The sequence below is a fragment of the Corynebacterium sp. genome (assembly GCF_043426755.1).
Lineage (GTDB): Bacteria > Actinomycetota > Actinomycetes > Mycobacteriales > Mycobacteriaceae > Corynebacterium.
The window spans coordinates 53,807-80,441 of sequence record NZ_JBHWRP010000040.1 but is presented as its reverse complement, the minus strand read 5'-3'; the positions used below and the strand labels follow the sequence as shown (position 1 = coordinate 80,441).

Below are 26,635 nucleotides of genomic sequence, written 5' to 3'. Positions count from 1 at the left end.
CTCCTGTTTAAGTGAAGTTCATCAGATAAGTTGATTGCCTCTGGCTCAACTTGTGAAACCACTCTAACACACGATCCCAGCAACCTTGAGCCGATTGCACTCAACCTATACAACGGGACCCAGCACAAAGTTATTCCAACCCCACTCAACTTTCTTCGTTTCCGCAGGTCACAGCCGCCGGCAAAAGTTTCCTGTGAACTTCACCTCAAATCACTCGCTCGCTCTGCCCCCACTGCGAACCCGGCCACAACGCCCAGCCCAACGCCCGATTCCACCCCCTCGCTATCCGACGCCCCTCCCGCGCCATCCACTCCGGCGCAGCATGATGCACCACATGCGCCAGATCAAAAGCATCCAGAATCTCCTCCAGGCCGCGCACCTGACCCGAACCACCACCAGGAGCACCCATCACCCACGCCTCCGAATCCATCCGCGCAGGAGTCACGCGGGCATCGTCGACAAGCACCCGCCCCAACACCCACCCCAGGGCCTCCGCCGCCGCGACCGCCGTCAGATGCACCTGGGCCTCGCTATACAGCTCATCGCTGACATCAAAACCGCCCGCCGCCACGCGCCGGCCCACCTCGCGCAAAAAATCGCGCTCCCGCGCACTCATCAGCCCGCGCCCCACACTCACCAGATCATCCGACTCCGGCGCCCGCCCCGCCATCACCAGCGCCGCCACCTGCCCCACCAGCGCCTGCGAACGCATCATCGCCTCCAGCTCCGGCAACGCGCGCAGCCTCGCCTCCGCCCGCCCCAGCACCGGCGGCACGTCATGGCCCAGCCCACGCATGGCGCTTAACGACGAAAGCCTGCGCCGCACCGCGTCCTCGGCCACGGGGACCTTCACGTCATTGCCGGGTGCTTGGAGGTTCTCCCCGTCCACCGAACGCACCGGACCATTGCCCACCTGCACCACCGTGGGGCCCAAAGAGGCCAGGTGTGCGAATTCTGACAGTTGAAGGGGCGTGTAATGGTCATCACGATAGAGCTCATACACGCACGCCGCACGCGTGACCAGGCGGGCCAGCGGGTGGGTGCTGCGGATATCGGGACCAGTGACGACTAGCCCAGCGTCCGCGAACTCGTCGATAAGCCGCGCCACGGTCGCCTGCACATCGGTAGCAGGGGCGTGTTGGGAGGGCACCGTCGTCACCACAGTCACTCGCATGCACCTATTGTCAGGCATCGGGACAATTCTTGCACCATAAGTTTTCTGGCATGATGGCACCTGTGAGTAAGACTAATGAGACCGTCGCTGACACCAACGTGCCCAAAGAACCCACCCCGGCCGACTCCGCCCAGGAACTCTCCGAAGAAAATATTGACCGCTCGGTGATCCTGTCCGCGGACGCGCACACCCTCGCCCTCTGGGCGATCCGACTACTCGCGATCGCTGCCGCCGCGTGGGTCGTGTGGCAAGGCCTTGGCTTCATCTGGGTGGGCCTGCTGCCGGCCATCCTGGCGCTGATCTTCTGCACCGTCCTGTGGCCGCCGGTACGCTGGCTGCGCAACCGCAAGGTACCGGCCGCGCTCGCCGTGATCCTGGTGATCGTGGGCTTCTTCGGCGCCATCTTCGCCATCTTCGCCGCCATGGCCCCCACCATCAGCTCCCAAGCCCAAGACCTGTACAGCCAGGCGCAGCGCGGCATCGACCAGGTGCTGAACTGGCTGGAGACGGGGCCGCTGGCGATCGACACCACCCAGATCGACGAGGCGCTGGCGAACGTCCGCGAATACATCACTGACCAGGCCTCCAATATCGCCTCCGGTGTGCTTTCGGGTGTCGGCGTGGCCACAGATATCGTCGTCACGCTCGTGCTCATGCTCGTCCTCACGTTCTTCTTCCTCAAAGACGGCAACCGCTTCCTGCCATGGATGCGCAAGTACGTCGGTGCCAAGGCCGGCTTCCACATCACCGAGGTGTGCATGCGCTCGTGGAACACCCTGTCCGGGTTCATCCGCACGCAGGCCGTCGTCTCCTTCGTGGACGCCCTCTTCATCGGCATCGGGCTGGTGATCCTGCAGGTGCCGCTGGCAATGGCGCTGGCCGTGACCACCTTCTTCGCCGGGTTCATCCCGATCGTCGGTGCGTTCACCGCAGGCGCGCTGGCCGTGATCGTGGCGCTGGTCTCCCAAGGGTTCTGGGCGGCGGTGGCCGTGCTGGTGCTCGTCGTCGCTGTTCAGCAGATCGAGGGCAACGTGCTGCAGCCGGTCCTGCAGTCCAAGGCCATGGGCCTCCACGCGGCGATCGTGCTGCTGTCTGTGACGGTCGGCTCCACCCTGTTCGGCATCATCGGCGCGTTCCTGGCGGTGCCCGTCGCCGCGGTGGTCGCCGTGTGGTTCCGCTACCACGCCGAAATGGTCTCTCTGCGCACCGGCGAAATTACTGCCGACGACATCCAGATCTCCACCCAGCAAGGCGCCACCATGAGCTCGCGCGAAGCCTTCGAAGCCGTGCGCGACAACCTGCGCAAGATGGGCCGCCGCAAATCTAAAGAATCCGGCGAAGAGCCCGTGGACCCGGACTATGGCGCCACCAGCGTGAAGAAGCTGAAGGAAGGCGGCGACGCGGCCGCGGAAAACGATATCGACGAAGCACCCGGACGCGGGAATTAGCAAATTCGCATAGGGTGGGGGCCAGTCCGATCCCCAAACTTAAGGAGCATAAATTGTCTTCTCTCAACGGACGCAAGATCGCTGTCATCGCCACCAACGGCTTCGAGGACTCGGAGCTGGCAAGCCCAGTCGAGGCCGTCACCAACGCCGGCGCCGAGGTCTCCCTCATCTCCACCGAAGCCGGCACCATCAAGGGTAAGAACGGCACCGAGGAAAAGGTGGACCTGACCTCCGCCGAGGCCAATCACGCCGACTTCGACGCCCTCATCCTCCCCGGCGGCACCTCCAACGCCGACAAGATCCGCATGGACGGCCACGCCGTCGAATTCGTGCGCGGCATCTTCGAGGCTGACAAGCCCACCGGCGTGATCTGCCACGGCGGCTGGATCCTCACCGACGCCGACGTTCTGCGCGGCCGCACCCTGACCTCCTACGCGTCGCTGAAGACCGACCTGACCAACGCCGGTGCCAACTGGGTCGACGAGGAAGTCCACGTGGACAACGGCCTGGTCTCCTCCCGCACCCCGGCCGACCTGGAGGCATTCAACGCGGCGATCGTCGAAGCCTTTCAGTCGAGCAACGACTAAGAAGTAAAACCTGGCACTTTCCGGCCGTCCTGTGGATAACAATGTTGTTTTCCACAGATTTCGGACATTTCGCCAACGGCCCCCGCGCACATTGCGGGGGCCGTTTAGCGTATGAGGCATGAACCTCGGAGAGATCCTCACCGCCCTCGGCACCAGCGCCATGACGCTGATCGCCGAGGTCGGCACGCTTTCCGACGAAGACTTCCGCCACCATGGAGCCGAAGCCCAACCACTAGCGACGCTACGCAAACTGCACAAGCTCTACTACGGCACCACCGCCTTCACCCGCAAGCAGCGCAACGCCCGAGACTCCGCCACACGCGGCAACCTGGGCCTGCAGCGGCTGAAGTCCATCGAAAACTACGCCAACCGGCTCACCGACTCCACCCGCAAATGGCCCCTGCGCGAAGAGCTCACCGCCTTCGAGGGCAACGACTATGACTTCCAGCGCCACGCCGCCGAACGCGTGCGCGCCTACAATGAGGCCGCCGCTGACGCCGCAGCTGACCAGAAGGAACAGGACGAGCCACAGCGCTCCATGAAGGTCACCCACCACGAGGGCACCACCGAGGCCTCCCTGACAGTGCGTGGCCCGTCGTCTGAGATCCGCGCTGCTGAACAGATCGCCCGCGAGCGCGCCGAAGAAGAAGGCATCTCTCCAGCAGAAGCACTATTGGCGGGCATGTGTTCGTCGACAAGCGAAGGCGGAGTGCGCACCATGGTGAAGGTGCTGGTGCCGCTGCGCGACGTCCAGGCGCTGCGCAACGGCGAAGGTGCCGATGCGGTGCTGCACTGCACCAACGGCGCACTGATCACCGGGCGCGAGCTGATGGCGATGGAGATCGAGCCAATTGCCGAATACGTCGGCCTGACGAACATGGACGGTGCGGTCACGATCTCCACCGGGCTGCACCCGTTTTTCGACGAGGGGCACATCGTCGATCGGGCCGGGCTGGAACGGGAGGAAGAGCGAAGATCCTCCCGCGGCGACCCACCCGTGCCCGCCGCCACCAAGGCGAAAGCGCTGGCCAGGTTCGCCAGCCACAAAGATCGCTGCCTCCTCGAAGCCGAACAAACAGTGTGCGCCGCAGAGGGGTGTAGCGTGCCGGTGACGCGCACACAGGTCAATCACAATATCCCGCATAGTAAGGGCGGGTTGACGGTCGTGCGCAATCTTTCGATGCTGTGTGATTATCACAACGGCAAAGCCGGCGACCGCGAAATGTATCGCAAGATCGCCGGCGTGACATACCGGGTGCTGCCGGGTGGGAAGCTGGTACGGAATCGCCACCCGCTGGCTGTCTAGCTGTGCACGGGTGTGGGTTCGGTGGCGGGTTCCTGCTCGTCGACAACGTTGACCTGCCGGTTGCGCTTCGCACGGCGCGCGCCGACGAAGGTGATGGTGAAGCCGACGACCAGGATGACGATGCGGATCGCCCACATCACCGTCTCCGACCAGCCGAAGCCACCGAAGACGGCTGGGACGTTGAGGACGATCAGCATCGTGCCGACCAGCCCGCCCAGCAGGTAAGGGTTGAGGCGGGAGACGGCCCACGCCGCGATGGGTGCTGCCAGCACGCCGCCGATGAGCAGCGCGAGGATGATCATGGCGTTGCGCGCCAGCTCGTCCCACATGCTCACGACGAAGCCCGCGGTACCACCGATGGAGACGAGGAATTCGGCGGCGGAGACGGTGCCGACAATCTTGCGCGGTTCCGCACGCCCCATGGTCAGCAGGGTGGACACGGTGACCGGCCCCCAGCCGCCGCCACCGGTCGAGGAGAGGAAGCCGCCGATTGAGCCCAGGCCGATCAGGGCGCCTTTCGACGTCGGCTTGCCACTAGGTTGTGCTTTACGACGACCACTGCTGAACCGGATCACCAAATGCACGCCGAGCACCATCAAGATGATGCCGGTCAACGGGCGGGCGGCGGACACCGGCAGGTTGGCCAGCACGGTCGCGCCGATAAACGACAGGATCATGCCCGGAATACCCAGGGTAAGGGCCTGTTTCCAGTTCACGTTGCCGAAGCGCCAGTGGCTGATGCCGGCGGCAAAGGTGGTGCCCAGCTGGGCGGCGTTGACGGCGGCGACGGCCTGGGCGGGCACAAGGCCGGCCAGGGCGATCAGGATGGTGGTGGACGTGATGCCGAAGCCCATGCCCAGGCCACCATCGACGAGTTGGGCGGCGAAGCCCGCAATCGCAATGAGAATAAATGTCATCATGGGTCTAGCAGCTTTCTGTTCAAGGGTGTGTGAAAGGTTAACCGATTTATTGGGTGCTCGCCCGGTAGCGGTCGACCACGAGAGGGACAAGGTCGGTCAGCAGCGGCGGCGAGTAACTCACGTCGATGCCGGTGTCGTCTTTGATGTCGCTCAGCCACCCCACCGCCAGGTCCAGCAGTGTGCCGTGGGTGACGAAAAGCGGCAGCAGGTGGAGGGCGCGGCTGTCGTCGGCAAGCGCGCGTAGCCCGGCTTCGCGGCGGCCGGGGCCGGTGCCGGTGGCGGGGACGACGACGGTGCGTTGCCCCGTCAGCTCGGCCACGCGCGCGCCGAGGGCCTCTGTGGCGGCTGCGGCCGCGGCGTCGGAAGTGCCCACGGGGTAGAGGGCGAGGGTGGCGTCGGCGGGCGCGCGGGCGGCGAGCAGCGCGGCGACGTCCTCGCCCTGGCCCAGGCCTGCGGCCAAGTGCAGTTCGATGCCGGTGGCTTCAGCGATCGCGGCGGGCACGTCCACTTTCGCGTGGTAGGCGTCGGTGAACAGCAGCGGCACGACCACGGCCCGCTCATGGTGCTTATCGACGAGCGCCTGGGCGGCCCCGGCGAGGTCGGGGGCGGTGAAGTCGAGGTGGGCGTCGACCGCATCCACGCCCAGTGCCTCGCCCGCGGCGGCGGTGATGGCGCGGGAGCCCTCGACCGCCTCCGGGTGTCGCGAACCGTGCGACAGGGTGATCAGTGCGGTCATCGGGCACGCTTTCCGACGAGCCCTGCCGCCAAAGTATTACCCGATGCCTGGTCGATGAGCAGGAAGTTGCCCACAGCACCGCGGGCGGCGTACTCCTCCACGGGCAGTTCGGCGGCGGTGGTGATGGTCACCTGGGCGATGTCGTTGAGGCCCACCGGCGACTCCGTAGTCACGCGCCCGCGCACCAGGGTGGTGCCGTAGCGGACTTTCACGGTTTTGCCGTCGGTGATCTCCTTGTCGGTCAGCCCCACGATGGTCGCCTCAAATTCGCGCACCGCCTCCGGCCTGGTGCCGCCGGCAAGGAGGTCACCGCGCACTAGGTCGATATCGTCGGCCAGGCGTAGAGCCACAGCATCGCCGGCTTTGGCATGATCCACCGCGCCCAGCCCGTCAGAGGTATCGATGTGGGTGATCGTCGTTAAGCGTCCGCCCGGCGCGGAAATCTCATCACCGACAGACACGGTGCCCGCGGTGATGTTGCCGGCGTAGGCGCGGTAGTCGGTGGCGTGCTCGCGCAGGACGTACTGGATAGGCAGGCGGAAATCCAGGTCGAGGGCGCGGCCGGAGTTCACGGGGATGGTCTCCAGCAGCTCGAGCACGGTGGGGCCGTCGTACCAGTCCATGTTGGTAGACGGTTCGACGACGTTGTCGCCGCGCAGGGCGGAGATCGGGATGACGTGTGGGTCCGCGATCCCCAGCTCGGTGGCGTGCGCGATGAACTTTTCGCGGATCGCGGTGAACGTGTCCTCGGAGTAGTCGACCAGGTCGATCTTGTTCACGGCCAGGATCACGGTCTTCACCTCCAGCAGGGCGGCCACGTTGAGGTGGCGCAGCGTCTGCTCGACCACGCCGTGGCGGGCGTCGACAAGCAGCACCACCACCTGCGACGTCGACATGCCAGTCACCGTGTTGCGCGTGTACTGCACATGCCCCGGCGTATCGGCGAGGATGAAGGCGCGCTTGTCGGTGGCGAAGTAGCGGTAGGCCACGTCGATGGTGATGCCCTGCTCGCGCTCGGCGCGTAGCCCGTCGACAAGCAACGAGAGGTCCAGCCCGTCGAAGCCGCGGTCGGCGCTGGTGCGTTCCACGGAAGCAAGCTGGTCGGCGAGCACGGATTTGGTGTCGTGCAGGAGGCGCCCCACGAAGGTGGACTTCCCGTCATCGACGCTGCCCGCGGTGCACAGGCGGAGTGTTTGGCGGTCGTTCATCAGAAGTAGCCTTCCTTCTTGCGGTCTTCCATGGCGGATTCACTCAGGCGGTCGTCGGCACGCGTGGCGCCGCGTTCGGTGAGCGTGGAGGTGGCGATCTCGCGCAGCACCTCGTCGATGGTGGTGGCGTCGGACTCGATTGCGCCGGTGCAGCTCATGTCGCCGACGGTCCGGTAACGCACACGCTTGACGACGATTTCCTCGCCCTCTTTCGGTACCAGCACACCAGGCATGGGGGTGAGCCACATGCCGTCGCGCTGGAATACTTCGCGGTCGTGGGCGAAATAGATCGGCGGCAGGGCGATGTTGCGGGCACCGATGTACTCCCACACGTCCGCCTCCGTCCAGTTGGAGATGGGAAACACGCGAATATTTTCGCCCGGCAGTTTCTGGCCGTTGTACAGGTCCCACAGCTCGGGGCGCTGGCGGCGCGGATCCCACCCGCCGAAGCTGTCGCGCACGGAGAAGACGCGCTCCTTGGCACGGGCGCGCTCCTCATCACGGCGGGCGCCACCGAGCACGGCATCATAGCCCACCTCGGCGATCGTCTCCACCAGCGGGATGGTCTGCAACGGGTTGCGGGTGCCGTCGGGGCGTTCCACGAGGTCGCCGCGGTCGATCCAGTCCTGGACTTCGGCCACGCGCAGGCGGGCGCCGGTCTCGTCGATAAGCGCATCGCGAAACTCAATCACCTCCGGGAAGTTGTGCCCGGTGTCCACGTGCAGCAGCTCGATCGGCATGGCGGCCGGGGCGAAAGCGCGGCGCGCCAGCTCGAAGACGACACACGAATCTTTCCCGCCCGAAAACAGCAGACCGACCTTATCGAACTGGCCGGCCACCTCACGCAGGATGTGGATCGATTCGTTTTCTAGATCTTTGAGGTGTGGCGAAAGTTGTGTCATGAGTGGAGCCCACATTCTGTCTTGTTCTGACCAGCCCAGCGCCCGGCGCGCGGGTCCTCGCTCTCAGCGACGGGCAAGGTGCAGGTTTCGCACCCGATGGACGGGTAGCCCTGCTGGGTCAGCGGGTGGATGATCAAATCGTGCTCGGCGATATAGCGGTCCGTGTCCTCCAAGGTCCAGGTGACCAGCGGGGAAATCTTCAGCCGGCCGGTGTCATCGAGCGACAGCGCCGGGGCGTTCGCGCGGGTCGGCCCGTCGTCGCGACGCAGGCCAGTCACCCAGCCCACATAGTCCGACAGCTGCACCGCCAGCGGCTCCACCTTGCGCATCCGGCAGCACGCCGTCGGATTTGACAGGTATAGGTTCGGCCCGTAGGTCGCGTCCTGCTCCGCGCGGGACAGCACCGGCAGGGCGCGCACCAGCTTCTGATCCGGGTAACGCGCCTCCACTTGGTCCGCCACCTCAAGGGTCTCGGCGAAGTGGTAGCCGGTGTCCAGGAAGAGGAAGTCCGCGCCGGGCAGGTGGTCCTTGGCCAGTTCCGCGAGCACGGTATTTTCCATGCTCAGCGTGACGACGAGGTCTTCAGACACGTGCTCATGGGCCCAGTCCAGAATGTTCTCGGCGGATTCGTCGTAAAGCGTGTCGGCCCACTTATCGACGAGCGCCTGGTTGCGGCGCAGGGTGTCGTCGTTAAGCGCGCGCGTGCTGGTGGGGCCGTCGGGGCTGACGCCGGGGTCGCGGAAGTTCGTGCCGAGGTTGAGGCGGGCCAGGGACTTCTGCAGCGCCTCGTGGGTGGAGGGCGCGGGTGCGGGCGGGGTTTCGGGGTCGTCCTGGCCGTAGAAGCGGACGTCGAAGATGCGCAAGCACTCGTGGCACTTCCAGGCGAAGTCGGTTTCCTCGTTCGGGTAGAGGTCTTCGCCGGCGCAGTACGGGCAGAAGGTGGGGTGGTTGCGGTTGGGGTTCGGTTTCCGGCGGAAACTCATTTGATGTCCTCCTCGTCGGCGCGTACGAGCCACTCGCGGAAGTTTTCGCCGTCGTTGCGGTCGCGCAGGTAGTTGCCGACCACGCGGGTGACGTAGTCCGTCAGTTCCGTCGAGGTGACCTTGTGGCCGCGGATCTTGCGGCCGAAGTTGGCGCCCTCGCCCAGGGTACCGCCGAGGTGGACCTGGAAGCCTTCGACGCGGTTGCCGTCGGCGTCCGTGACGGTCTGGCCCTTCAGCCCGATGTCGGCGATCTGCGTGCGGGCGCAGGCGTTGGGGCAGCCGTTGAGGGCAATCGTGATTGGGCTATCGAGGTCGCCGAAGCGGTCCTCCAGCTCGTCGGCAAGCTCGATGGCGCGGGACTTCGTCGTCACGTGCGCCAGCTTGCAGTACTCCAGGCCGGTGCAGCTGAGCAGGCCGCGGCGGAACTCGCTGGGCTTGGAGAACAGGCCCATCTGGTCGAGGTCGGCGGTGAGCGCGTCGATCTTGTTTTCCGGGATGTCTAGGAAGAGCAGCTCCTTGAACGGGGTGAAGCGCAGGCGGCTCAGGCCGTGGGATTCGGCGAGATCCGCCACGGCGATCAGCTGCTCGCCCGAGAGGTGCCCCAGGGTCGGCTTGACGCCCAGGTAGTAGTTGCCGTCCTTCTGCTTGTGCAGGCCGATGTGGTCCCGGTCGATCGGGTTGGTGGGCGCGGCAGGGCCGTCGGGCAGGGCGTAGCCCAGGTACTCTTCGAGCACTTCGCGGAACTTTTCGACGCCCCACTGCGCCACCAGGAACTTCAGGCGCGCCCGGTTGCGCAGGCGGCGGTAGCCGTAGTCGCGGAAGATGCGCACCACATTGGCCCACACCTCCGGGACCTGCTCCAGGGTGACGAAGACGCCGAGGGGCTGGGCCAGCATAGGGTTCGTCGATAAGCCGCCGCCCACGTATACCTGGAAGCCGGGGCCGAGCTCGGGGTGCTCGACGGCCTGGAAGGCGAGGTCCTGGATCTCGTGGGTGACGTCCTGGCGGGCGTTGCCGGAGATGGCGGATTTGAACTTGCGCGGCAGGTTTTGGAATTCTTCGCGGGTGACCAGGCCGCGGCTGATGGTTTCGATGGCGGGGGTGGCGTCGATGAATTCGTCGGCGGCGATGCCCGCGACCGGCGAGCCGAGGATGACGCGCGGGACGTCGCCGCAGCCGTCGAGGGTGCTTAAACCGACGGAGTCGAGCTTCTCCCAGATCGCGGGCACGTTTTCGATCTCGACCCAGTGCAGCTGGATGTTCTGGCGGTCGGTCAGATCGATGGTGGAGCGGGCCCAGTCGCGCGAGATTTCGCCGACGGCGCGGGCCTGTTCGGTGGTGCAGCGGCCGCCGTCGAAGCGGATACGCATCATGAAGTAGCGGTCCTGGAGCTCGGAGTTGTCCTTGCCGGTGTGCTCGCCGCCGAGGTTCTGCTTGCGCTGGGTGTACATTCCCAGCCACTTGAAGCGGGGGGCGAGGTCGTCGGCGGGGATGGAGTCGAAGCCTTGCTTGGAGTAGATGTCGATGACGCGTTGCTTGACTTCAAGAACGGGTTCGACCTGCTTGACCTCTTCGTCGTGGTTGAGTGGCGTTGTGCCATCGATCTTCCACTGGCCTTCGGGTTTCTTCGACCGGGGGCGTGGTGACGCGGTGGTGGTAGGCATCGCTGCTCCTCTTTCAGACCGGATGGTCTACTTTGTGTTCCGTGTTTTGCTAATGCAGTGAACAGTAACCGTACCAATTTGTCTATTGCAATAGTTGCTTATCGACGAGCGCCCCACCACCCCCCTGAGCTGCACCGACCCGGTTGAATCTAAATTTTAGCGCCTGACGTGCGTGAATTTTATTGCGCGTTTCGCTTTACAGCACCCCGTTCACTGGCTACGTTTACAGACCAAGCAGTCTAGATAGTGTTGAATTTGGAAAGGACCGTGCATCATGAGCTTGCGCGTCGCAGTTATTGGAGCAGGACCGGCCGGCATCTACGCCAGCGACCTGCTGATCCGCAACGAAGAACACGACATCTACGTCGACCTCTTCGAGCAGATGCCGGCCCCCTTCGGCCTGATCCGCTATGGCGTGGCCCCGGACCACCCGCGCATCAAGGGCATCGTGAAGTCCCTGCACAACGTGCTGGATAAGCCGCACCTGCGCCTGCTGGGCAATATCACCGTGGGCACCGACATCACCATTGATGAGCTGCGCGACTACTACGACGCCATCGTCATCTCCACCGGCGCGGTCCGCGATAAGGCCCTGACCATCCCGGGCGGCGAGCACTCCATCGGCGCCGGCGAGTTCGTCGGCTTCTACGACGGCAACCCCCGCTTCGAGCGCGACTGGGAACTCTCCGCCCGCCAGGTCGCGGTGATTGGTGTGGGCAACGTCGGGTTGGACATTGCGCGCATCCTGGCCAAGACAGGCGACGAGCTCCTGGTCACCGAAATACCCGACAACGTGTATTCGTCGTTAAGCAACAACCAGGCGGAAGAAGTGCACCTCTTCGGCAGGCGCGGCCCGGCGCAGGCCAAGTTCACGCCGAAAGAGCTGAAGGAGCTGGACCTGTCCGACACGATCAACGTGGTGGTCAGCGCTGAAGACATCGAATACGACGAGGATTCCGTCGCCGCCCGCCGCGCGAACAAGTCCGTGGACCTGAACTGCCAGGTGCTTGAGCAGTACGCGCTGCGCGAGCCGAAGGACGCCCCGCACACGCTGCACATCCACTTCTTTGAAGAACCCGTCGAGGTGTTGCTGGCGCAAGACAATACAGTTGTCGGGCTGCGCACCGAACGCCAAGAATATGACGGCGCGGGCAATGTCGTCGGCACGGGCGAATTCACCGACTGGCCCGTCCAGGCCGTGTACCACGCCATCGGCTACCGCAGCGAGCCACTTCCCGGCGTGCCGTTTGACCATGAGCGCAACGTGATCCCGTCGGAAAGCGGAAAAGGCAAGGTCAACGACGGCCTGTACGTGACCGGCTGGATCAAGCGCGGCCCGGTCGGCCTGATCGGCAACACCAAGTCCGACGCGAAGGAAACCACCGACCTGCTTGTCGACGATGCCCAGGCCGGCCGCCTCACCCCGCGCAAGCATGAGGGCCCAGAGGCGATCGTCGAACTGCTGGAATCCCGCGGGATCCCGTATACCACCTGGGAGGGCTGGCACCGCCTGGATGCCGCCGAGCGCGCCGCCGGCGAGGGCTGCGAGATTTATGGACGCGAGCGCAAGAAGATCGTCGAGTGGGAAGATATGGTGCAGCACGCGCGCGCAGTGCCGGTGGTCAGCTAAATACGCAAAAGTGTGTTCTTTAGCTTAAAATCGGCGAGGTCATTTGTACTGTCATTTTAACGCCAGAAATGTAAAGGCCTCCCCCGCCCCATGGATCTGCTCCGCCTCTTAGCGCGTCGCGCCCGCCCGTACGCCGGCGCCATTATTGCGGTGGTTGTGCTGCAAACGCTGACCACCGCCGCCACCTTATATTTACCCAGCCTGAACGCCCGCATTATCGACGAAGGCGTGGCCCGCGGCGATGTGCCCTTCATCTGGCGCGTCGGCGGCATCATGCTGGTCGTCGCGTTTGTGCAGGTGATCGCTGCCTGCGCGGCGGTGTGGTTCGGTTCACGCACCGCGATGGGCGTCGGCCGGGACTTGCGGGAACACATCTTCCACCGCGTCGCGCGCTTTTCTGCCGAAGACATGAGCCACTTCGGAGCCGGCACCTTGATCACCCGCGGCACCAATGATGTGCAGCAGGTGCAGATGACCTTCCTGATGTTTCTGAACTTCATGGTGGCGGTGCCGATCATGATGGTCGGCGGCGTGGTGATGGCCATCCGCGAGGACCCCGGCATGAGCTGGCTCGTCGCCGTCTCGGTGCTGGTGCTCGCGGTGGTGGTCACCGGCCTGATCCTGGCGCTCCTGCCACTCTTCCGCAGCATGCAGGGCAAGATCGACCGCATCAACGGCGTACTGCGCGAGCAGATCACCGGCGTGCGCGTGGTGCGCGCCTTCACCCGCGAGGACCACGAAACCCAGCGTTTCGACGCCGCCAACCGCGACCTGACCCGGCTCAGCGTACGCATCGGCAATATCTTCGTGCTGATGTTCCCGCTGATCATGATCGTGCTCAACGCAGCCACCGCCGCCGTGCTGTGGTTCGGCGGCCACCGCGTGGAGGCCGGCGACGTGGAGGTCGGCTCGCTCACCGCCTTCCTGCAGTACCTGCTACAGATCCTGGCGGCCGTGATGATGGGCGCGTTCATGGCCATGATGCTGCCGCGCGCGATGGTGTGTGCCACCCGCATCACCGAGATCCTGGCGCACGAGCCCTCCATGACCTCCGATGGCACCGCCGCCCCCACCACCGGCCGCCTCACCTTCGACAACGTCAGTTTCACCTACCCCGGCGCGGATGCCCCTGTCCTCGACGACATCACGTTCAGCGCCACCCCTGGTACGGTCACCGCGATCATCGGCGCGACCGGCTCCGGCAAGACCACGCTGGTCAACCTGATCCCCCGCCTGTTTGAGGCGACGGAGGGCACGGTGCTTATCGACGACACCCCCGTCTCCTCGCTCGCCAGGGAAGAGCTGGTGCGCTCTGTCACAATGGTGTCGCAGAAGCCTTACCTCTTTTCCGGCACCGTGGCCTCCAACCTGCGCGTGGCCAATCCGGATGCGACCGATGAGGAACTGTGGCGCGCGCTTAAGACGGCGCAGGCACACTTCGTGGAGTCGCTGGATATGCCAATCGCACAGGGCGGCACCAACGTCTCGGGCGGCCAGCGCCAGCGGCTGTGTATTGCGCGGGCGATCGTCGATAAGCGAAAGATCTATGTGTTCGATGATTCCTTCTCCGCGCTAGACATGGCCACCGACAAGAATCTGCGCGCAGCGCTCCTGCCGCAGCTGAGTGATGCGACTGTGGTGATCGTGGCGCAGCGCGTCAGCTCCATCATCGATGCCGACCAGATTTTGGTGCTGGACGCCGGGCAGATCGTGGCCCGCGGTAGACACGATGAACTGGTGGAATCTTCGCCGACATACGCGGAGATCGTGCGTTCACAGATGGAGGTCTCCCAATGAGCAATGAGCTGACTGACGAAGAGATCCTGGAGCTCCAGGGCGCCGCCGGCGAACACGACGCACCGCGCACGGCGAAGAATTTCTGGCCCAGCGCCAAGCGGCTGCTCGGGCTGCTTGCCCCGCACAAGGTGGGCTTTGGCGTGGTCGTCGTGCTGGTGGTGCTGTCGGTGCTGCTCAACGTGTACGCCCCGCGCGTGATGGGGCGTGCCGTCGACGTGATCTTCAACGGCGCGGTGAGCGGCCAGTTGCCCGCCGGTGCCAGCAAGGACGAGGTGATCGCCGGCCTGCGCGCGGGCGGCCAGGACCAGTTCGCGGACATGCTCTCCGGCATGGACCTGGTGCCGGGCGCGGGCATCGATTTCGGGCTGCTGGGCCAGCTGATCCTCGTGGTGCTGGCGCTGTACGTGGGAGCCGGCGTGCTGATGTGGCTGCAGGGCTTCCTGCTCAACCGCCTGGTGATGCGCATTATTTACCAGCTGCGCGCCGACGTCGAGGCGAAGCTGAACCGCCTGCCGCTGAGCTACTTCGACCGCGGCCAGCGCGGCGATATCCTCTCGCGCACCACCAACGACGTCGACAACGTGCAACAGGCCCTCCAACAATCGCTGTCTCAGGCGCTGCAGTCCGTGCTGATGGTGCTGGGCATCATGGTGATGATGTTCACCGTCTCCTGGCGGCTGACCTTGGTAGCGCTCCTGGCGATCCCGCTGACAGCCATCGTGATCGGCGTGATCGGCAGCCGCTCCCAGTCCCACTTCAAAAACCAGTGGCGCGCCACGGGCCAGCTCAACGGGCACGTGGAGGAAACTTTCTCCGGCCACGAGGTGCTGACGATCTTTGGGCGTCACGACGAGGCGCAGTCGCTTTTCGACGAGCGCAACCGCGAACTCTTCGGCGCCGCATCGATGGCCCAATTCCTTTCTGGCCTGATGATGCCGATCATGCAGTTCATCTCCTACCTCTCCTACGTGGCGGTCGCCGTGTTCGGTGGGTTGATGGTGGCCGGCGGTTCCCTGTCTTTGGGCGCTGCCACCGCGTTCATCCAGTACTCGCGCCAGTTCAACCAGCCGCTGGGTGAGCTGGGCGGCATGGCTCAGATGGTGCAGTCCGGCGTGGCCTCGGCCGAGCGCGTCTTCGAATTCTTGGATGCCGAGGAAGAGGAGCCTTCGCAAGCCCAGGCCCAAGCTCAGGCAGAGACAGCGCAGCGCGCGAGCGGCCACGTGGAGTTCCGCGACGTCTCCTTCTCCTACACCGACGAGCCGCTGATCCAGAACCTCAACGTAGAGGTGCAGCCGGGCCAGAAGGTCGCCATCGTCGGCCCCACCGGCGCCGGCAAGACCACACTGGTGAACCTGATCATGCGCTTCTATGAGATCGACTCCGGCCAGATCCTGCTCGACGGGGTGGACACCCGCCAGATGTCGCGCGAGGCACTGCGCAGCCAGATCGGCATGGTGCTCCAAGACGCGGTACTCTTCGAGGGCACCATCATGGACAACATCCGCTACGGCCGCCTCGACGCCACCGACGAAGAAGTGATCGCCGCGGCGAAGGCCACCTACGTGGACCGCTTCGTGCACGCGCTTCCCGACGGCTACGACACCATCATCGACCAAGACGGCGGCGCGCTCTCCGCCGGTGAACGCCAGTTGATCACGATCGCGCGGGCCTTCGTCGTTAAGCCTTCCCTGCTCATCCTGGACGAAGCCACCTCTTCCGTGGACACGCGCACCGAGGTGCAGGTGCAGCGCGCGATGGGCGCGTTGCAGGCCGACCGGACGAGTTTCGTTATCGCGCATCGCTTGTCGACGATCCGTGACGCCGACCTGATCCTAGTGATGCAGGCGGGGCGCATCGTCGAGCAGGGCACCCACGATGAGCTGCTGGCTGCCCGCGGCGCGTACTGGGATCTGAACCAGGCGGGCTTCGCTTCCGACGAATAACGGGGCACTATCTTCTGAAATTCGCGTTTTTTATAAGATAGATCCCCTTCCGGCGCGTGCTAAATTATGGTTTATTAGCAATCAGCACTGGAGGGCGACGTGTCATACAAGCCGCTGAAGTCCTTTTTTCATCAGGCCCAGCAGCCCGCTGCGGCCGCGGTGGACCACGAGTTAGCTGCCCGGCTCAACGGCCCGTCGACCATTCGCTTTAACTACAGGGTCGGTGACTTCGACCTCTTCGTTGTGCTCACCACAGAACTTGCAACGCTGGTCGAGCGCGTGTGGACCAATGAACTTCACCTGTCGCGGCTGTGGTCGGCGCTCCCAGGGGCCGCGCAGGACCATTACCTCTTTTCGCTTCTCGTAGACGAAATTCAGTCCACAAATGAGATCGAAAATATCCATTCCACCCTTCAAGAAGTCAGCGAAGCCCTCGAGGCCGCCCGCTCAACCCCTAGCAATAGCGCGGTTTTTAAACGGTTTCAGGAAATGGCACGGTCCTACCTCGCGCTTTTCGACGAGAGCCCGGCCGCGCAGCCCCCAACCAGCCTGCAGGATCTCCGCCAGCTCTACGACTCTTTGCTTGCCGACGAGATCTCGCCCGAAGATCAGCTGGACGGTGAACTATTCCGCGCGGGCCCTGTCTCCATTTTCGATGCTGGACACCACGAGCCGATCCACCGCGGCGCAGCCACAGAAGCAGACATTCACGGCCGGCTGACAGCAATGCTGGGAATCCATTCCGCAGCCAATGTCCCCTCCCTGGCGGGTGCCTTCATTGAGCACTTCATGCTGGAACATACCCACCCGTTTTATGACGGTAATGGTCGCTTCGGCCGGTTCCTCCTTGCTCTAAGGTTGCGCCACGTGCTCTCCTCCCCCACCGCGCTGTCCCTTTCTGCTGGGATCATGCGAGAAAAGAACGCCTACTATAAGGCCTTCCTAGACGCAGAACACCCCCTCAACCGCGGTGAAGCGACGTTCTTCCTAGAGCGCATGCTGAAAATTCTGGTGCACGCGCAAGAGGCCCGGCAGGAATTCCTCCATGACAAGCGCGCCTCGCTCCATGCGCTGGGCACCCTAATGGCCGAATGGGCTGACAACAATCCTCACGGCCTCAGCGACTATGAAAAGAAAACGCTGTTTCTCCTCGGCCAGATCTATATGTTCGGCCCGCGCAGAGGGGCCAACTGGGACGAGATCGCTTCGTTTTTGGGCCGCTCAAAGCAAACAGTGCGCCCCGCTTTAGATTCCCTTGAGCAGCGAGGTTTCATTGTGAAGTTGAGCAACAAGCCCCTCGTCGTTGGTCTGACAGAACGCGGCGTGCAGCTACTCCACCTCGATGCGGCCTAGCCATCGTCGTAAAGCGCATGCGTGAATACTGACTGCCTGAAACCGGGCGGCACCGTTTAGGCTAAGGGCATGGTTTCTACGGTGCTTGGCTGGGTCGGCGTTCTGCTTTCCATCCCTGTGTGGGCATATTTCCTCTACCGCGCGCTGCAGGTGCTGCGGTTTATCGCCTCGGGAGGGCCGACGACGACGTCGCGGTTCAACAACTGGGGCCAACGCCTGGTGCGCGTGATCGTGGAAGTGTTCGGGCACACCCACTTCAAGGGGAAGCCGCTGGTCAACGTCGCACACTGGGCGGTGATGGTGGGCTTCCTGTTCGGCATCGTGGTGTGGTTTGAGGCCTATATTCAGACTTTTAACCCGGCTGGCGGGTGGCCGATCCTGTCGGACTGGAACGTGTACCACTTAGTTGAGGAAGTGCTGGCGGTCGCGACGATCGTCGGCATCCTCTTCCTAGTAGGCGTGCGCCTGAAACTGGGCGATTCGGAGCGCGGCTCCCGCTTCTTCAACTCCGTGTCGTGGCATGCGTACCTGATTGAGGCGATCGTGTTCACCGAGGGCCTGGGCATGCTGATGGTGAAGGCTGCAAAGATCGCCACCTATGGCGGCAACGCACCGTGGGCCGATTTCATCAGCGGCCAGATCGCAAAACTGCTTCCAGCATCGCCCGCGCTGGTGTCCGCATTCGCCCTGGTGAAGCTGCTCGGCGGCCTCCTCTTCGTCATGTTCGTCTCCCGCAACCTCAACGCGGGCGTGGCATGGCACCGCTTCGCCGCATTCTTCACCATCTTCTTCCAGCGCAACCCCGACGGCACCAAGGCCCTGGGCGCGCTGCCGACGCCGTCGCTTGACGACGAAGACGTGAACGAAGCCGTCGCCCCCGCCTCCTGGAAGATGCTACTGGACTCCACCGCATGCACCGAGTGCGGTCGCTGCCAGGAACTGTGCCCCGCGTGGAACACAGGCAAACCGCTGAGCCCGAAGAAGTTGATGATGGACCTGGGAAATTCGGCGCTGGACAACTATGACTCCCACGCCGGCCTGGACGTGCTGTCCATGGCGGGCGAGGTGGACCCGGATGTACTGTGGTCGTGCACCAGTTGTGGCGCGTGCGTGGACCAGTGCCCCGTGGACATCGAGCACATCGACCACATCACTGACCTGCGCCGCTTCAAGGTGCTGGCCGAAAGCGAGTTCCCTTCCGAGCTCACCGGCCTGTTCAAAAACATTGAGACGAAGGGCAACCCGTGGGGCAGGAACTCGTCGGAACGCGCAAGCTGGGTGGAGGAAGCGCGCCGCGACGGCCTGGAGGTGCCGGTCGTCGGCGAGGATATCGCTGATTTCACCGATACCGAGTACCTGTTCTGGGTGGGCTGTGCTGGCGCTTACGACGATCACGGCAAGCGCACCACCCGCGCCGTCGTCGAACTGCTGGAAACCGCGGGCGTGAAGTACGCGGTGCTGTCCACCGGTGAAACGTGCACGGGCGATCCTGCCCGACGCGCCGGCAACGAGTACCTGTTCCAGATGCAGGCCGCACAGAACGTCGATACGCTCAATGCTGCTTTCGACGGCGTTCCTGCTGGCCAGCGCAAGATCGTGACCACGTGCCCGCACTGTTTCAACACGATCCGCAACGAATACCCCGATTTCGACGGCCACTTCGACGTCTTCCACCACACCCAACTGCTGAACCGGCTGGTGCGCGAAGGCCGACTCACGCCCGTGCCACGTGGCCCGGAGGACCGCAAGCCGATCACCTACCACGATCCGTGTTTCCTCGGCCGCCACAACAAAATCTTCGATCCGCCACGTGAACTGCTCGAATCCACCGGCGTGCAGGTCACCGAGATGGAGAACAACCGCGACGAGGCCTTCTGCTGTGGCGCCGGCGGTGCCCGCATGTTCATGGAGGAGAATATCGGCCAGCGCGTTAACGAGTTCCGCACCGAGCAGGCGCTGGCCACCGGCGCCACCGACATCGCGACCGGCTGCCCGTTCTGCAACAACATGTTCGCCGGCGGCGTGAAGGCCCTGGGCGCCGCCGCCAACCCGCGCGACGTGTCCACCCTGCTTCGCGATTCCATCCTCGTCGACGGCGAACTCCCCGCCCCCGCCGAAAAATCCTTCGTCAATCCCTCTCGCGCAACCCTGACGATCACGCCGAAGCGCAAGCCCGCTACCGGCTCAACCGCCGCGCTTAACGACGACGCCCCGACCCCGCCTGCTGCTGCCCCAGCCGCGCCGAGCGCACCCGCTGCGCCCGCCGCCCCCGCAGCACCGTCGGCTCCGGCGGCCCCCAGTGCTCCTGCAGCACCTGCTGCTCCAACGCCACCTCCAGCAGCTCCCGCAGCACCCTCGGCTCCGACTCCACCTGCGGCTCCGGCAGCTCCCGCTGCGCCCAGCGCACCAACGCCACCTCCAGCTGCACCAGCGGCTCCGGCAGCTCCGAGTACTCCGTCCACCCCGAGTGCGCCAACACCACCAGCTGCGCCTGGTGCTCCTACTCCGCCGCCCGCGCCAAAGGCTCCCTCTGTACCAACCCCGCCTGCAGCTCCAGCGACCCCGGCAGCGCCAGGTGCTCCCGCAGCACCGTCCGCGCCAACGCCACCGTCGGCGCCAGAGGCTCCATCGGCCCCCGCCGCGCCGACCCCGCCAGCTGCACCCCCAGCGCCAAGTGCCCCAGCGGCTCCCGCCGCGCCCAACGTGCCGGAACCACCAGAGCCGCCCGCTGCGCCAACTCCACCCGCGCCGCCTGCACCGCCTGCACCTCCAACTCCACCCGCGCCACCGGCTCCGGAGGATGATCGCTAAGGGCTGACCATTGCCGCCGGGCTTGCCTCTATACTGATTGTCGTGAACCTCCCATATCAGCCACGTGACCCGCAGATGCGCCTTTCCGACGACGAGCGCTCAGACGCCATGAGCGCTCTCGGGCGCGCGCTTGCCGAAGGCCGAATCTCGCTGCCTGAATATGAGGACCGGATCGACGCCGTCTGCGGTGCTGACTGCCGCGGCGAGCTCACACCGCTGTTCCAGGACATCCCGCACCAACCTGGGGCGGGACAAGATGTTGCGGTCTACAGCGCTAATGAGATTGCAGAGACGCACCAGCGCGGGCAGAAAACGCGCGCAGGTCTCCTCGGGCTAACCACGGTCGGTTCCTTCGCGGCAATGTTTGGCCTGATCGCCGCTACGGGCTCCGGTGCCAGTGTCACGATTTTGCTGCTGATCCCTACCGTGTTCATCCTGCTGTACGTGATGAAGGTCGGCCCGGCCAAGTGGTACGTGCCCAGCCCGCGTCAGCTGGAGCGCCAGCGGATGCGTGAGATCCGGGCGGCCAACGCCGCGGAAACGGCGCAGCGCCGCATCGAGCGGAAGCGACAGATGGAGGAGCTGACCGGGGAGGCCATGGGCATCGCCCAGAACGCGTTGTCGCGATTCAACCAGCCGCGCAAGAAATAGGGCAGATCCCCCGCTTGGGCTTGCTCCTCCAATAAGCACGCCGGGATGTGGCAGAATAACGCCCATGGCCCATAGTGAACAGACCCCAGAAACCACACCCCCTCGTCGTCAAGCACGACGCATTTTCGGCGAAGCCGACAAGCTGCAGGGGGTGGCGTATGACATCCGCGGCGAGGTCACTGCGGAGGCGGAGCGGATGGAGCTGGACGGGCACACCATCCTGAAGCTGAACACGGGCAACCCGGCTAGTTTCGGCTTCGAGGCGCCGGACGTGATCATGCGTGACATGATTGCGGCGCTGCCCACGTCGCAGGGCTACACGACGTCGAAGGGCATCATCCCGGCGCGTCGTGCGGTGGTGACGCGTTATGAGCTTATCGACGATTTCCCCCGCTTCGATGTGGATGACGTGTACTTGGGCAATGGTGTGTCCGAGTTGATCTCGATGGTCACCCAAGCGCTGCTCAACGATGGCGATGAGGTGCTGATCCCGGCGCCGGACTACCCGCTGTGGACGGCGTCTGTATCGCTGTCGGGTGGCACGCCGGTGCACTACATCTGTGATGAGGACGATGGGTGGAACCCCTCGCTGGAGGACATCCGCTCCAAGATCACGGACAATACCAAGGCGATCGTGGTGATCAACCCGAACAACCCCACCGGTGCTGTGTACTCGCGTGAGGTGCTGGAGGGCATCGCGGACATTGCGCGCGAGTTCGACCTGATGATTCTTGCCGACGAGATCTACGACCGTATTCTTTACGACGGTGCCCAGCACATCTCCATGGCAGAGGTCGCTCCCGACGTGATCACGGTGACGTTCAATGGCCTGTCCAAGGCGTACCGTGTGGCGGGCTACCGCGCGGGCTGGGCGATCATTACTGGTCCGAAGCGCTATGCGAAGGGCTTCATCGAGGGCCTAGAGCTGCTGTCAGGGACGCGCTTATGCGCGAATGTGCCGGGCCAGCACGCAATTCAGGTGGCTCTTGGCGGGCATCAGTCCATTTACGGGCTCACCGGCGAGGGCGGCCGCCTGCTGAAGCAGCGCAATGTTGCGGTGGAGAAGCTGCGCGAGATCCCGGGCGTGTCCGTTGTGGAGCCGATGGGTGCGCTGTACTGCTTCCCGCGCCTGGATCCTGAGGTGCACGATATTCACGACGATGAGAAGTTCGCCCTGGACCTGTTGCGCGCCGAGAAGATCCTGCTGGTGCAGGGCACCGGTTTCAACATGCCGGACAATCAGCACTTCCGCTTGGTGACGTTGCCGTGGGCATCCCAGCTGGAAAACGCGATTGAGCGCATGGGCAACTTCCTCGCGAGCTACCACCAGTAAAATGGGACGCCACGCTGCGAAGGGGCCTTCGTCGTCACGCTCTCCGTTCCGTGTCGGCCTGTTGTCAGGCCTGGGCGTGGCGCTGATCGCCACGCTGATCGGCCTGGTGCTGCTGTGGCCGCCGTCTGCGCCGCCGAATGTTGCGCCGGAGTTTTCTTCCACGTTCGCGTTGAACCATCCACAGGTCAAGGGCACGATTGAGCTTGTCGACGATCGCCAGTGCAGCTCGCCTTCTACGGGGCAGGCGTTTGAGGAGTCACCGGAGATTGTGCGCAATGTTCCGGGTGAGGAATGCCAGCGGGCGCTCGTGCGCATCACCAATGGTGTGAATGAGGGCTAGCGGACGGCGTTGGTGAGCCACCCGGTGCCGGGTAATCCCACGTTTGAGGAGGGCGATAAGATCCGCATGATCGAGTCGACCCAGCCGGACGGCTCGAAGCACTACTCATTTGCGGACTATCAGCGCACGCCCGTGTTGATCGCGTGGGCCGTGGTGGTGGCCCTGGTGGTCGTCGCTTTCGCGTGGTGGCGGGGGCTGCGCGCGCTGGTGGGCATTGCGGTGTCGCTGCTGGTGATTGTCGTGTTTTTGCTGCCCGCGCTGCTGCACGGCGGGTCCGCGGTGCCGCTGGCGGTGGTCGCTGGTGCGGCAATCATGTTCATCACCGTTCCCTTGGTGCACGGGCTGAACTGGAAGTCCGCATCCACGCTTGCGGGCACGCTGATCGCGCTGGGCTTGGCTGCCTGGCTTGCAGACTTAGCGATCAGGACCACCGGTCTGCGCGGGCTTGGCGACGACGACAACCTCACCATCTTGCTCTACCTGCCCGATGTCTCTATCACCGGTTTGATGCTGTGTGGTTTCATCATCGGCACGTTGGGTGGGCTGAACGACGTCTCCATCTCCCAGGCCTCCACGGTCACGGAGCTGGCGGAGGCGGATCAGGACCTCAGCCCGTGGCGCCTGTTTACCTCCGCGATGCGGGTGGGCCAAGACCACATCGCCTCCATGGTGTACACCCTGGTGCTGACCTATGTGGGCACCGCACTGCCATTGTTGTTGCTGGTCACGGTGTCGGAGGCGTCATGGGTGCAGGTGCTCACCAACGATATTGTCGCCACCGAGCTACTGCGTTCCGCCGTAGGTGCCTTGGGCCTGACGTTGGCGGTGCCAGTAACCACCCTGATTGCCGCGTGGACGGTGCGGCCGGCAGCTCGTCGTTAAGCGAACCTTAGGCGATGACTGTGCCGTCGGGAAGCTCTACCTCAATGGTGGAATCCCCGGTGATATAAAACCCGACGCCCAGTTCGCGGGCGAGTTGGCGGGCGGTCTCCTCCGCCTCCGGGGCGTTGATGCGCGCCCACACGAAATCGCTGGCCACGAAATACTTCGTACCGTCCCAGCCCGGCGTGGGCTGGTACTGGGCCAGCAGCGTTTCGTACCAGCGGGTGAGCAGCGGGGTGGTGGCGCCGGAATCGTCGTCAAACTCCGCGGCAAGGTCGAACCAGTGCAGAAAATCCTGGATGTCGCTGTGGGGGACTTGGTCCAGATCAAAAGCCACGTAGGCACGTCCAACGCTCATGGTGAGCCATCTTAGCCCCGCTGCCTGATTCTTACAGCGAACGGCCCAGCGCCCACACCTGCCAGCCGGCGTCCTGCCACGCCTGCACCGGCAGCACGTTCCGGCCGTCGATGATGCGGGCGTGCTCCACCAGCTCACGGGCGCGGACCGGGTCCAGCTCCTTGAACTCAGCCCACTCGGTGGCCAGGATCACCAGCTGAGCGCCCTCCAGCGCATCCTCGGTGCTCTCGGCGTAGTCCAAGGTAGGGAAGTTTTTGGCGGCGTTGTCCATGGCCTGCGGGTCATAGACCTTCACCGCGGCACCCGCGAGCGACAGCTGTCCCGCTACCGCAAGGGCTGGCGAATCGCGCACGTCGTCCGAATTCGGCTTGAACGCCGCGCCCAGCACCGTAATGCGGTGCCCCAGCAAGCCGCCCAGGATTTCGCGGGACATTTCCACCACGCGGTCGCGGCGGCGCATATTAATGGCATCGACCTCGCGCAGAAAGGTCAACGCCTGGTCGGCGCCCAGCTCGCCGGCGCGGGCCATGAAGGCGCGGATATCTTTTGGCAGACAACCACCGCCGAAACCGAGGCCCGCGCCTAGAAATTTGCGGCCAATTCGGTCATCATATCCGATGGCGTCCGCCAGCTGGGTCACGTCCGCGCCCGCGGCCTCGCAGACCTCGCTGACGGCGTTGATAAACGAGATCTTGGTGGCCAAGAACGCGTTCGCGGAGACCTTGACCAGCTCAGCGGTGGCAAGGTCGGTGACCAAGAAAGGCGTGTCATTCGCTAACGGGGTGGCGTAGATCTCGCGGGCGACCTCGTCGGCACGCGATCCCTCCCGGATGCCCAACACGATGCGGTCCGGCTCAATCGTGTCCTTGACGGCATAGCCTTCGCGCAAAAATTCGGGATTCCAGGCGATTTCCACGGTCGTGCCTGGGGCGGAGAGCTCGTCGGCACGCTCCTGCAAAGCGGCGGCGGTGCCGACGGGGACGGTGGACTTGCCGAAGATGATGTGCTCGCCCTTCAGCAGCGGAACCAGGGATTCGATGACGGCGAAGACGTAGGAGGTATCCGCGGCGTAAGATCCGCGCTGCTGCGGGGTGCCCACGCCCAGAAAGTGGACGTTGGCGAAGTCGGCGGCGCGCGCGTAATCAGTGGTGAAGTCAAGGCGCCCGGCGGACAGGTTGCGTTCGAGGACCTCCGGCAGGCCCGGCTCATAAAAAGGCACGCGGCCGGCGGCCAGTTCGTCGATCTTGTGCTGGTCCACGTCCACGCCAAGCACCTCGTGGCCCAGTTCTGCCATGCATGCGGCGTGGGTGGCGCCTAAGTATCCAGTTCCAATGACTGTCATCTTCATGCCAGCCATTATTGCCCACCTCGTGCAGTTTGGCAGGACGAGCTACGGGCCACTACTGGTCGCGGAAGTTCAGGTAGTATTTCGAGGGGGTCGGGCCGCGCTGGCCCTGATACTTCGAGCCCAGCGCCCCAGACCCGTACGGCACTTCCGCCGGCGAGGACATCTGGAACAGCGCCAGCTGCCCCACCTTCATGCCGGGGTATAGGACGATCGGCAAGTTGGCCACATTCGACAGCTCGAGGGTGATGTAGCCGGAAAAGCCGGGGTCGATGAAGCCCGCCGTCGAGTGCGTGAGCAACCCCAGGCGGCCTAACGACGATTTCCCCTCCAAACGCCCCGCCAGGTGTGCCGGGAGGGTGAACTTCTCAAATGTGGCGCCCAGCACGAACTCGCCAGGGTGCAAGACGAAGGCCTCGTCGTCAGGCACCTCCACCAGCGTGGTCAGGTCTTCCATCTCCCGCTTCGGGTCGATGTGTGTGTAGCGCGAGTTGTTGAACACGCGGAAATACTTGTCCAAGCGCACGTCCACGCTCGAGGGTTGGACCAAGGCCTCGTCGTAAGGCTCGATGCCGAGGTCGGCGGAGCTGATGGCGTCGCGAATGTCATGGTCAGAAAGAATCACGCGGTCCAGTCTACGGCAGGGCCATTTTCATGTGGCCAGAGCCGAGTGCTAAACTCTCCTACATTGCCGGCGTAGTTTAGTGGTAGAACATCAGCTTCCCAAGCTGAGAGTGCGAGTTCGATTCTCGTCGCCGGCTCCATGTGATCAGTCGGGACATACTTGACAGTATCCGTCGCGACATGGTTGACAGTCGGCCTCACCGGCCTAGAACAGTGTTCTAGGGTGGTGGGGCCTTCTTCGTGCTTGGGGTTGTGTTCTCGATGATGTTGGGCTGGTAGGGCATGGCCGCTGTTCGGGCGCCCAGGAGATGGTGTCCGGGCCGTTATCGGCTCTTTTGGAGGACAGTTCGCGGCGAATCGCGATGATCTGTTTGATAGTTGATCCTGGGGTTGTGTGTGGTTGTGATCGTGGCGATGATCACGATGTTTGTTTTCTTGCTCATGGTTTATGGTGGCACACCGCAAAGTGTCAACTATGTCGCGACTGATCTGTCATCTATCACCGGGTTTGTGCTCGGGCACAGAAGTGTCAAGTATGTCGCGACTGATCTGTCAGGTGTCACTGCTAAAGACCGAGAACAGGAGTGTCAACTATGTGCTGACGCAGGACATCGTCGCCGGCTCCATGTGATCAGTCGGC

Annotated in this window: 20 protein-coding genes, 1 tRNA gene and 1 pseudogene; 12 read left to right on the top strand and 10 right to left on the bottom strand. The window is 64.1% G+C overall.

Translation table 11 applies throughout. From position 1 onward, the window contains the following. Nucleotides 1-205 precede the first annotated feature (205 nt). Nucleotides 206-1,174: a hypothetical protein gene (locus tag ACHFGA_RS04060; RefSeq protein ID WP_394281142.1), complete on the bottom strand. Its 969-nt coding sequence runs from the start codon at nt 1,172-1,174 to the stop codon at nt 206-208. Between the two features lie 53 nt (nt 1,175-1,227). On the opposite strand from ACHFGA_RS04060, the gene ACHFGA_RS04055 reads away from it, so the two are divergent. From ACHFGA_RS04055 to ACHFGA_RS04045, 3 genes are all read left to right on the top strand, one after another. Beyond that, the gene (locus ACHFGA_RS04055) at nt 1,228-2,622 is read left to right on the top strand and encodes an AI-2E family transporter (RefSeq protein ID WP_394281174.1); all 1,395 of its coding nucleotides are present in this window, start codon (nt 1,228-1,230) and stop codon (nt 2,620-2,622) included. A 53-nt stretch (nt 2,623-2,675) separates the two neighbouring features. Further along, entirely contained in the window at nt 2,676-3,209 is a 534-nt protein-coding gene (locus ACHFGA_RS04050; RefSeq protein WP_018582275.1) for a type 1 glutamine amidotransferase domain-containing protein, read from the top strand. 118 nt (nt 3,210-3,327) lie between these two features. Next, the gene (locus tag ACHFGA_RS04045; protein ID WP_394281141.1) at nt 3,328-4,515 is read left to right on the top strand and encodes an HNH endonuclease signature motif containing protein; all 1,188 of its coding nucleotides are present in this window, start codon (nt 3,328-3,330) and stop codon (nt 4,513-4,515) included. Here the strand turns inward: ACHFGA_RS04045 and ACHFGA_RS04040 are convergent. The 6 genes from ACHFGA_RS04040 to ACHFGA_RS04015 form a co-directional block, all read right to left on the bottom strand. Then, entirely contained in the window at nt 4,512-5,435 is a 924-nt protein-coding gene (locus ACHFGA_RS04040; protein ID WP_394281140.1) for a sulfite exporter TauE/SafE family protein, read from the bottom strand. The genes ACHFGA_RS04045 and ACHFGA_RS04040 overlap by 4 nt on opposite strands. A gap of 46 nt (nt 5,436-5,481) precedes the next feature. Continuing rightward, complete coding sequence (locus ACHFGA_RS04035) at nt 5,482-6,171, bottom strand: sirohydrochlorin chelatase (protein ID WP_394281139.1); 690 nt, start codon at nt 6,169-6,171, stop codon at nt 5,482-5,484. Further along, nucleotides 6,168-7,379, bottom strand: a complete 1,212-nt coding sequence (locus tag ACHFGA_RS04030; RefSeq protein ID WP_394281138.1) for a sulfate adenylyltransferase subunit 1 — start codon at nt 7,377-7,379, stop codon at nt 6,168-6,170. The genes ACHFGA_RS04035 and ACHFGA_RS04030 overlap by 4 nt, the downstream gene beginning before the upstream one ends. Beyond that, a complete protein-coding gene (gene cysD / locus ACHFGA_RS04025; protein ID WP_394281137.1) occupies nt 7,379-8,281 on the bottom strand; it encodes a sulfate adenylyltransferase subunit CysD in 903 nt (300 codons plus the stop codon). Before cysD ends, ACHFGA_RS04030 begins: the two co-directional genes overlap by 1 nt. After that, nucleotides 8,278-9,051 carry a phosphoadenylyl-sulfate reductase gene (locus tag ACHFGA_RS04020; RefSeq protein WP_394281173.1) on the bottom strand — a complete coding sequence of 258 codons (774 nt, stop codon included), beginning with the start codon at nt 9,049-9,051 and terminating at the stop codon, nt 8,278-8,280. Before ACHFGA_RS04020 ends, cysD begins: the two co-directional genes overlap by 4 nt. 209 nt (nt 9,052-9,260) lie before the next feature. Next, nucleotides 9,261-10,928 (bottom strand): nitrite/sulfite reductase, encoded by a 1,668-nt coding sequence (locus ACHFGA_RS04015; protein WP_394281136.1) that lies wholly within the window; start codon nt 10,926-10,928, stop codon nt 9,261-9,263. Nucleotides 10,929-11,202: 274 nt separating this feature from the next. On the opposite strand from ACHFGA_RS04015, the gene ACHFGA_RS04010 reads away from it, so the two are divergent. The 8 genes and pseudogenes from ACHFGA_RS04010 to ACHFGA_RS03975 all read left to right on the top strand — a co-directional run bounded on the left by ACHFGA_RS04010 (nt 11,203) and on the right by ACHFGA_RS03975 (nt 23,668). After that, nucleotides 11,203-12,558, top strand: coding sequence for an FAD-dependent oxidoreductase (locus ACHFGA_RS04010; RefSeq protein WP_394281135.1), 1,356 nt, complete (start codon nt 11,203-11,205; stop codon nt 12,556-12,558). A 90-nt stretch (nt 12,559-12,648) separates the two neighbouring features. After that, entirely contained in the window at nt 12,649-14,355 is a 1,707-nt protein-coding gene (locus ACHFGA_RS04005; RefSeq protein WP_394281134.1) for an ABC transporter ATP-binding protein, read from the top strand. After that, nucleotides 14,352-16,298, top strand: coding sequence for an ABC transporter ATP-binding protein (locus ACHFGA_RS04000; RefSeq protein WP_394281133.1), 1,947 nt, complete (start codon nt 14,352-14,354; stop codon nt 16,296-16,298). Before ACHFGA_RS04005 ends, ACHFGA_RS04000 begins: the two co-directional genes overlap by 4 nt. 99 nt (nt 16,299-16,397) lie before the next feature. Then, nucleotides 16,398-17,651: a Fic family protein gene (locus ACHFGA_RS03995; RefSeq protein WP_394281132.1), complete on the top strand. Its 1,254-nt coding sequence runs from the start codon at nt 16,398-16,400 to the stop codon at nt 17,649-17,651. A gap of 69 nt (nt 17,652-17,720) precedes the next feature. Continuing rightward, nucleotides 17,721-20,462, top strand: coding sequence for a (Fe-S)-binding protein (locus ACHFGA_RS03990; protein ID WP_394281131.1), 2,742 nt, complete (start codon nt 17,721-17,723; stop codon nt 20,460-20,462). A gap of 42 nt (nt 20,463-20,504) precedes the next feature. Beyond that, nucleotides 20,505-21,113 (top strand): DUF1707 domain-containing protein, encoded by a 609-nt coding sequence (locus tag ACHFGA_RS03985; protein ID WP_394281130.1) that lies wholly within the window; start codon nt 20,505-20,507, stop codon nt 21,111-21,113. A 64-nt stretch (nt 21,114-21,177) separates the two neighbouring features. Next, nucleotides 21,178-22,446, top strand: coding sequence for a pyridoxal phosphate-dependent aminotransferase (locus ACHFGA_RS03980; protein WP_394281129.1), 1,269 nt, complete (start codon nt 21,178-21,180; stop codon nt 22,444-22,446). A 1-nt stretch (nt 22,447) separates the two neighbouring features. Further along, a pseudogene (locus tag ACHFGA_RS03975) lies at nt 22,448-23,668 on the top strand (YibE/F family protein). A gap of 7 nt (nt 23,669-23,675) precedes the next feature. Here the strand turns inward: ACHFGA_RS03975 and ACHFGA_RS03970 are convergent. The 3 genes from ACHFGA_RS03970 to dcd are packed head-to-tail and all read right to left on the bottom strand — an operon-like array spanning nt 23,676 to nt 25,996. Next, nucleotides 23,676-24,026, bottom strand: coding sequence for a hypothetical protein (locus ACHFGA_RS03970; RefSeq protein WP_394281128.1), 351 nt, complete (start codon nt 24,024-24,026; stop codon nt 23,676-23,678). Between the two features lie 31 nt (nt 24,027-24,057). Continuing rightward, a complete protein-coding gene (locus ACHFGA_RS03965; RefSeq protein ID WP_394281172.1) occupies nt 24,058-25,368 on the bottom strand; it encodes a UDP-glucose dehydrogenase family protein in 1,311 nt (436 codons plus the stop codon). Between the two features lie 58 nt (nt 25,369-25,426). Beyond that, nucleotides 25,427-25,996, bottom strand: coding sequence for a dCTP deaminase (dcd, locus tag ACHFGA_RS03960; protein ID WP_394281127.1), 570 nt, complete (start codon nt 25,994-25,996; stop codon nt 25,427-25,429). Between the two features lie 65 nt (nt 25,997-26,061). Between dcd and ACHFGA_RS03955 the strand changes: the two genes are divergently transcribed. Next, nucleotides 26,062-26,135 (top strand) — tRNA-Gly (locus ACHFGA_RS03955). Nucleotides 26,136-26,635 lie beyond the last annotated feature (500 nt).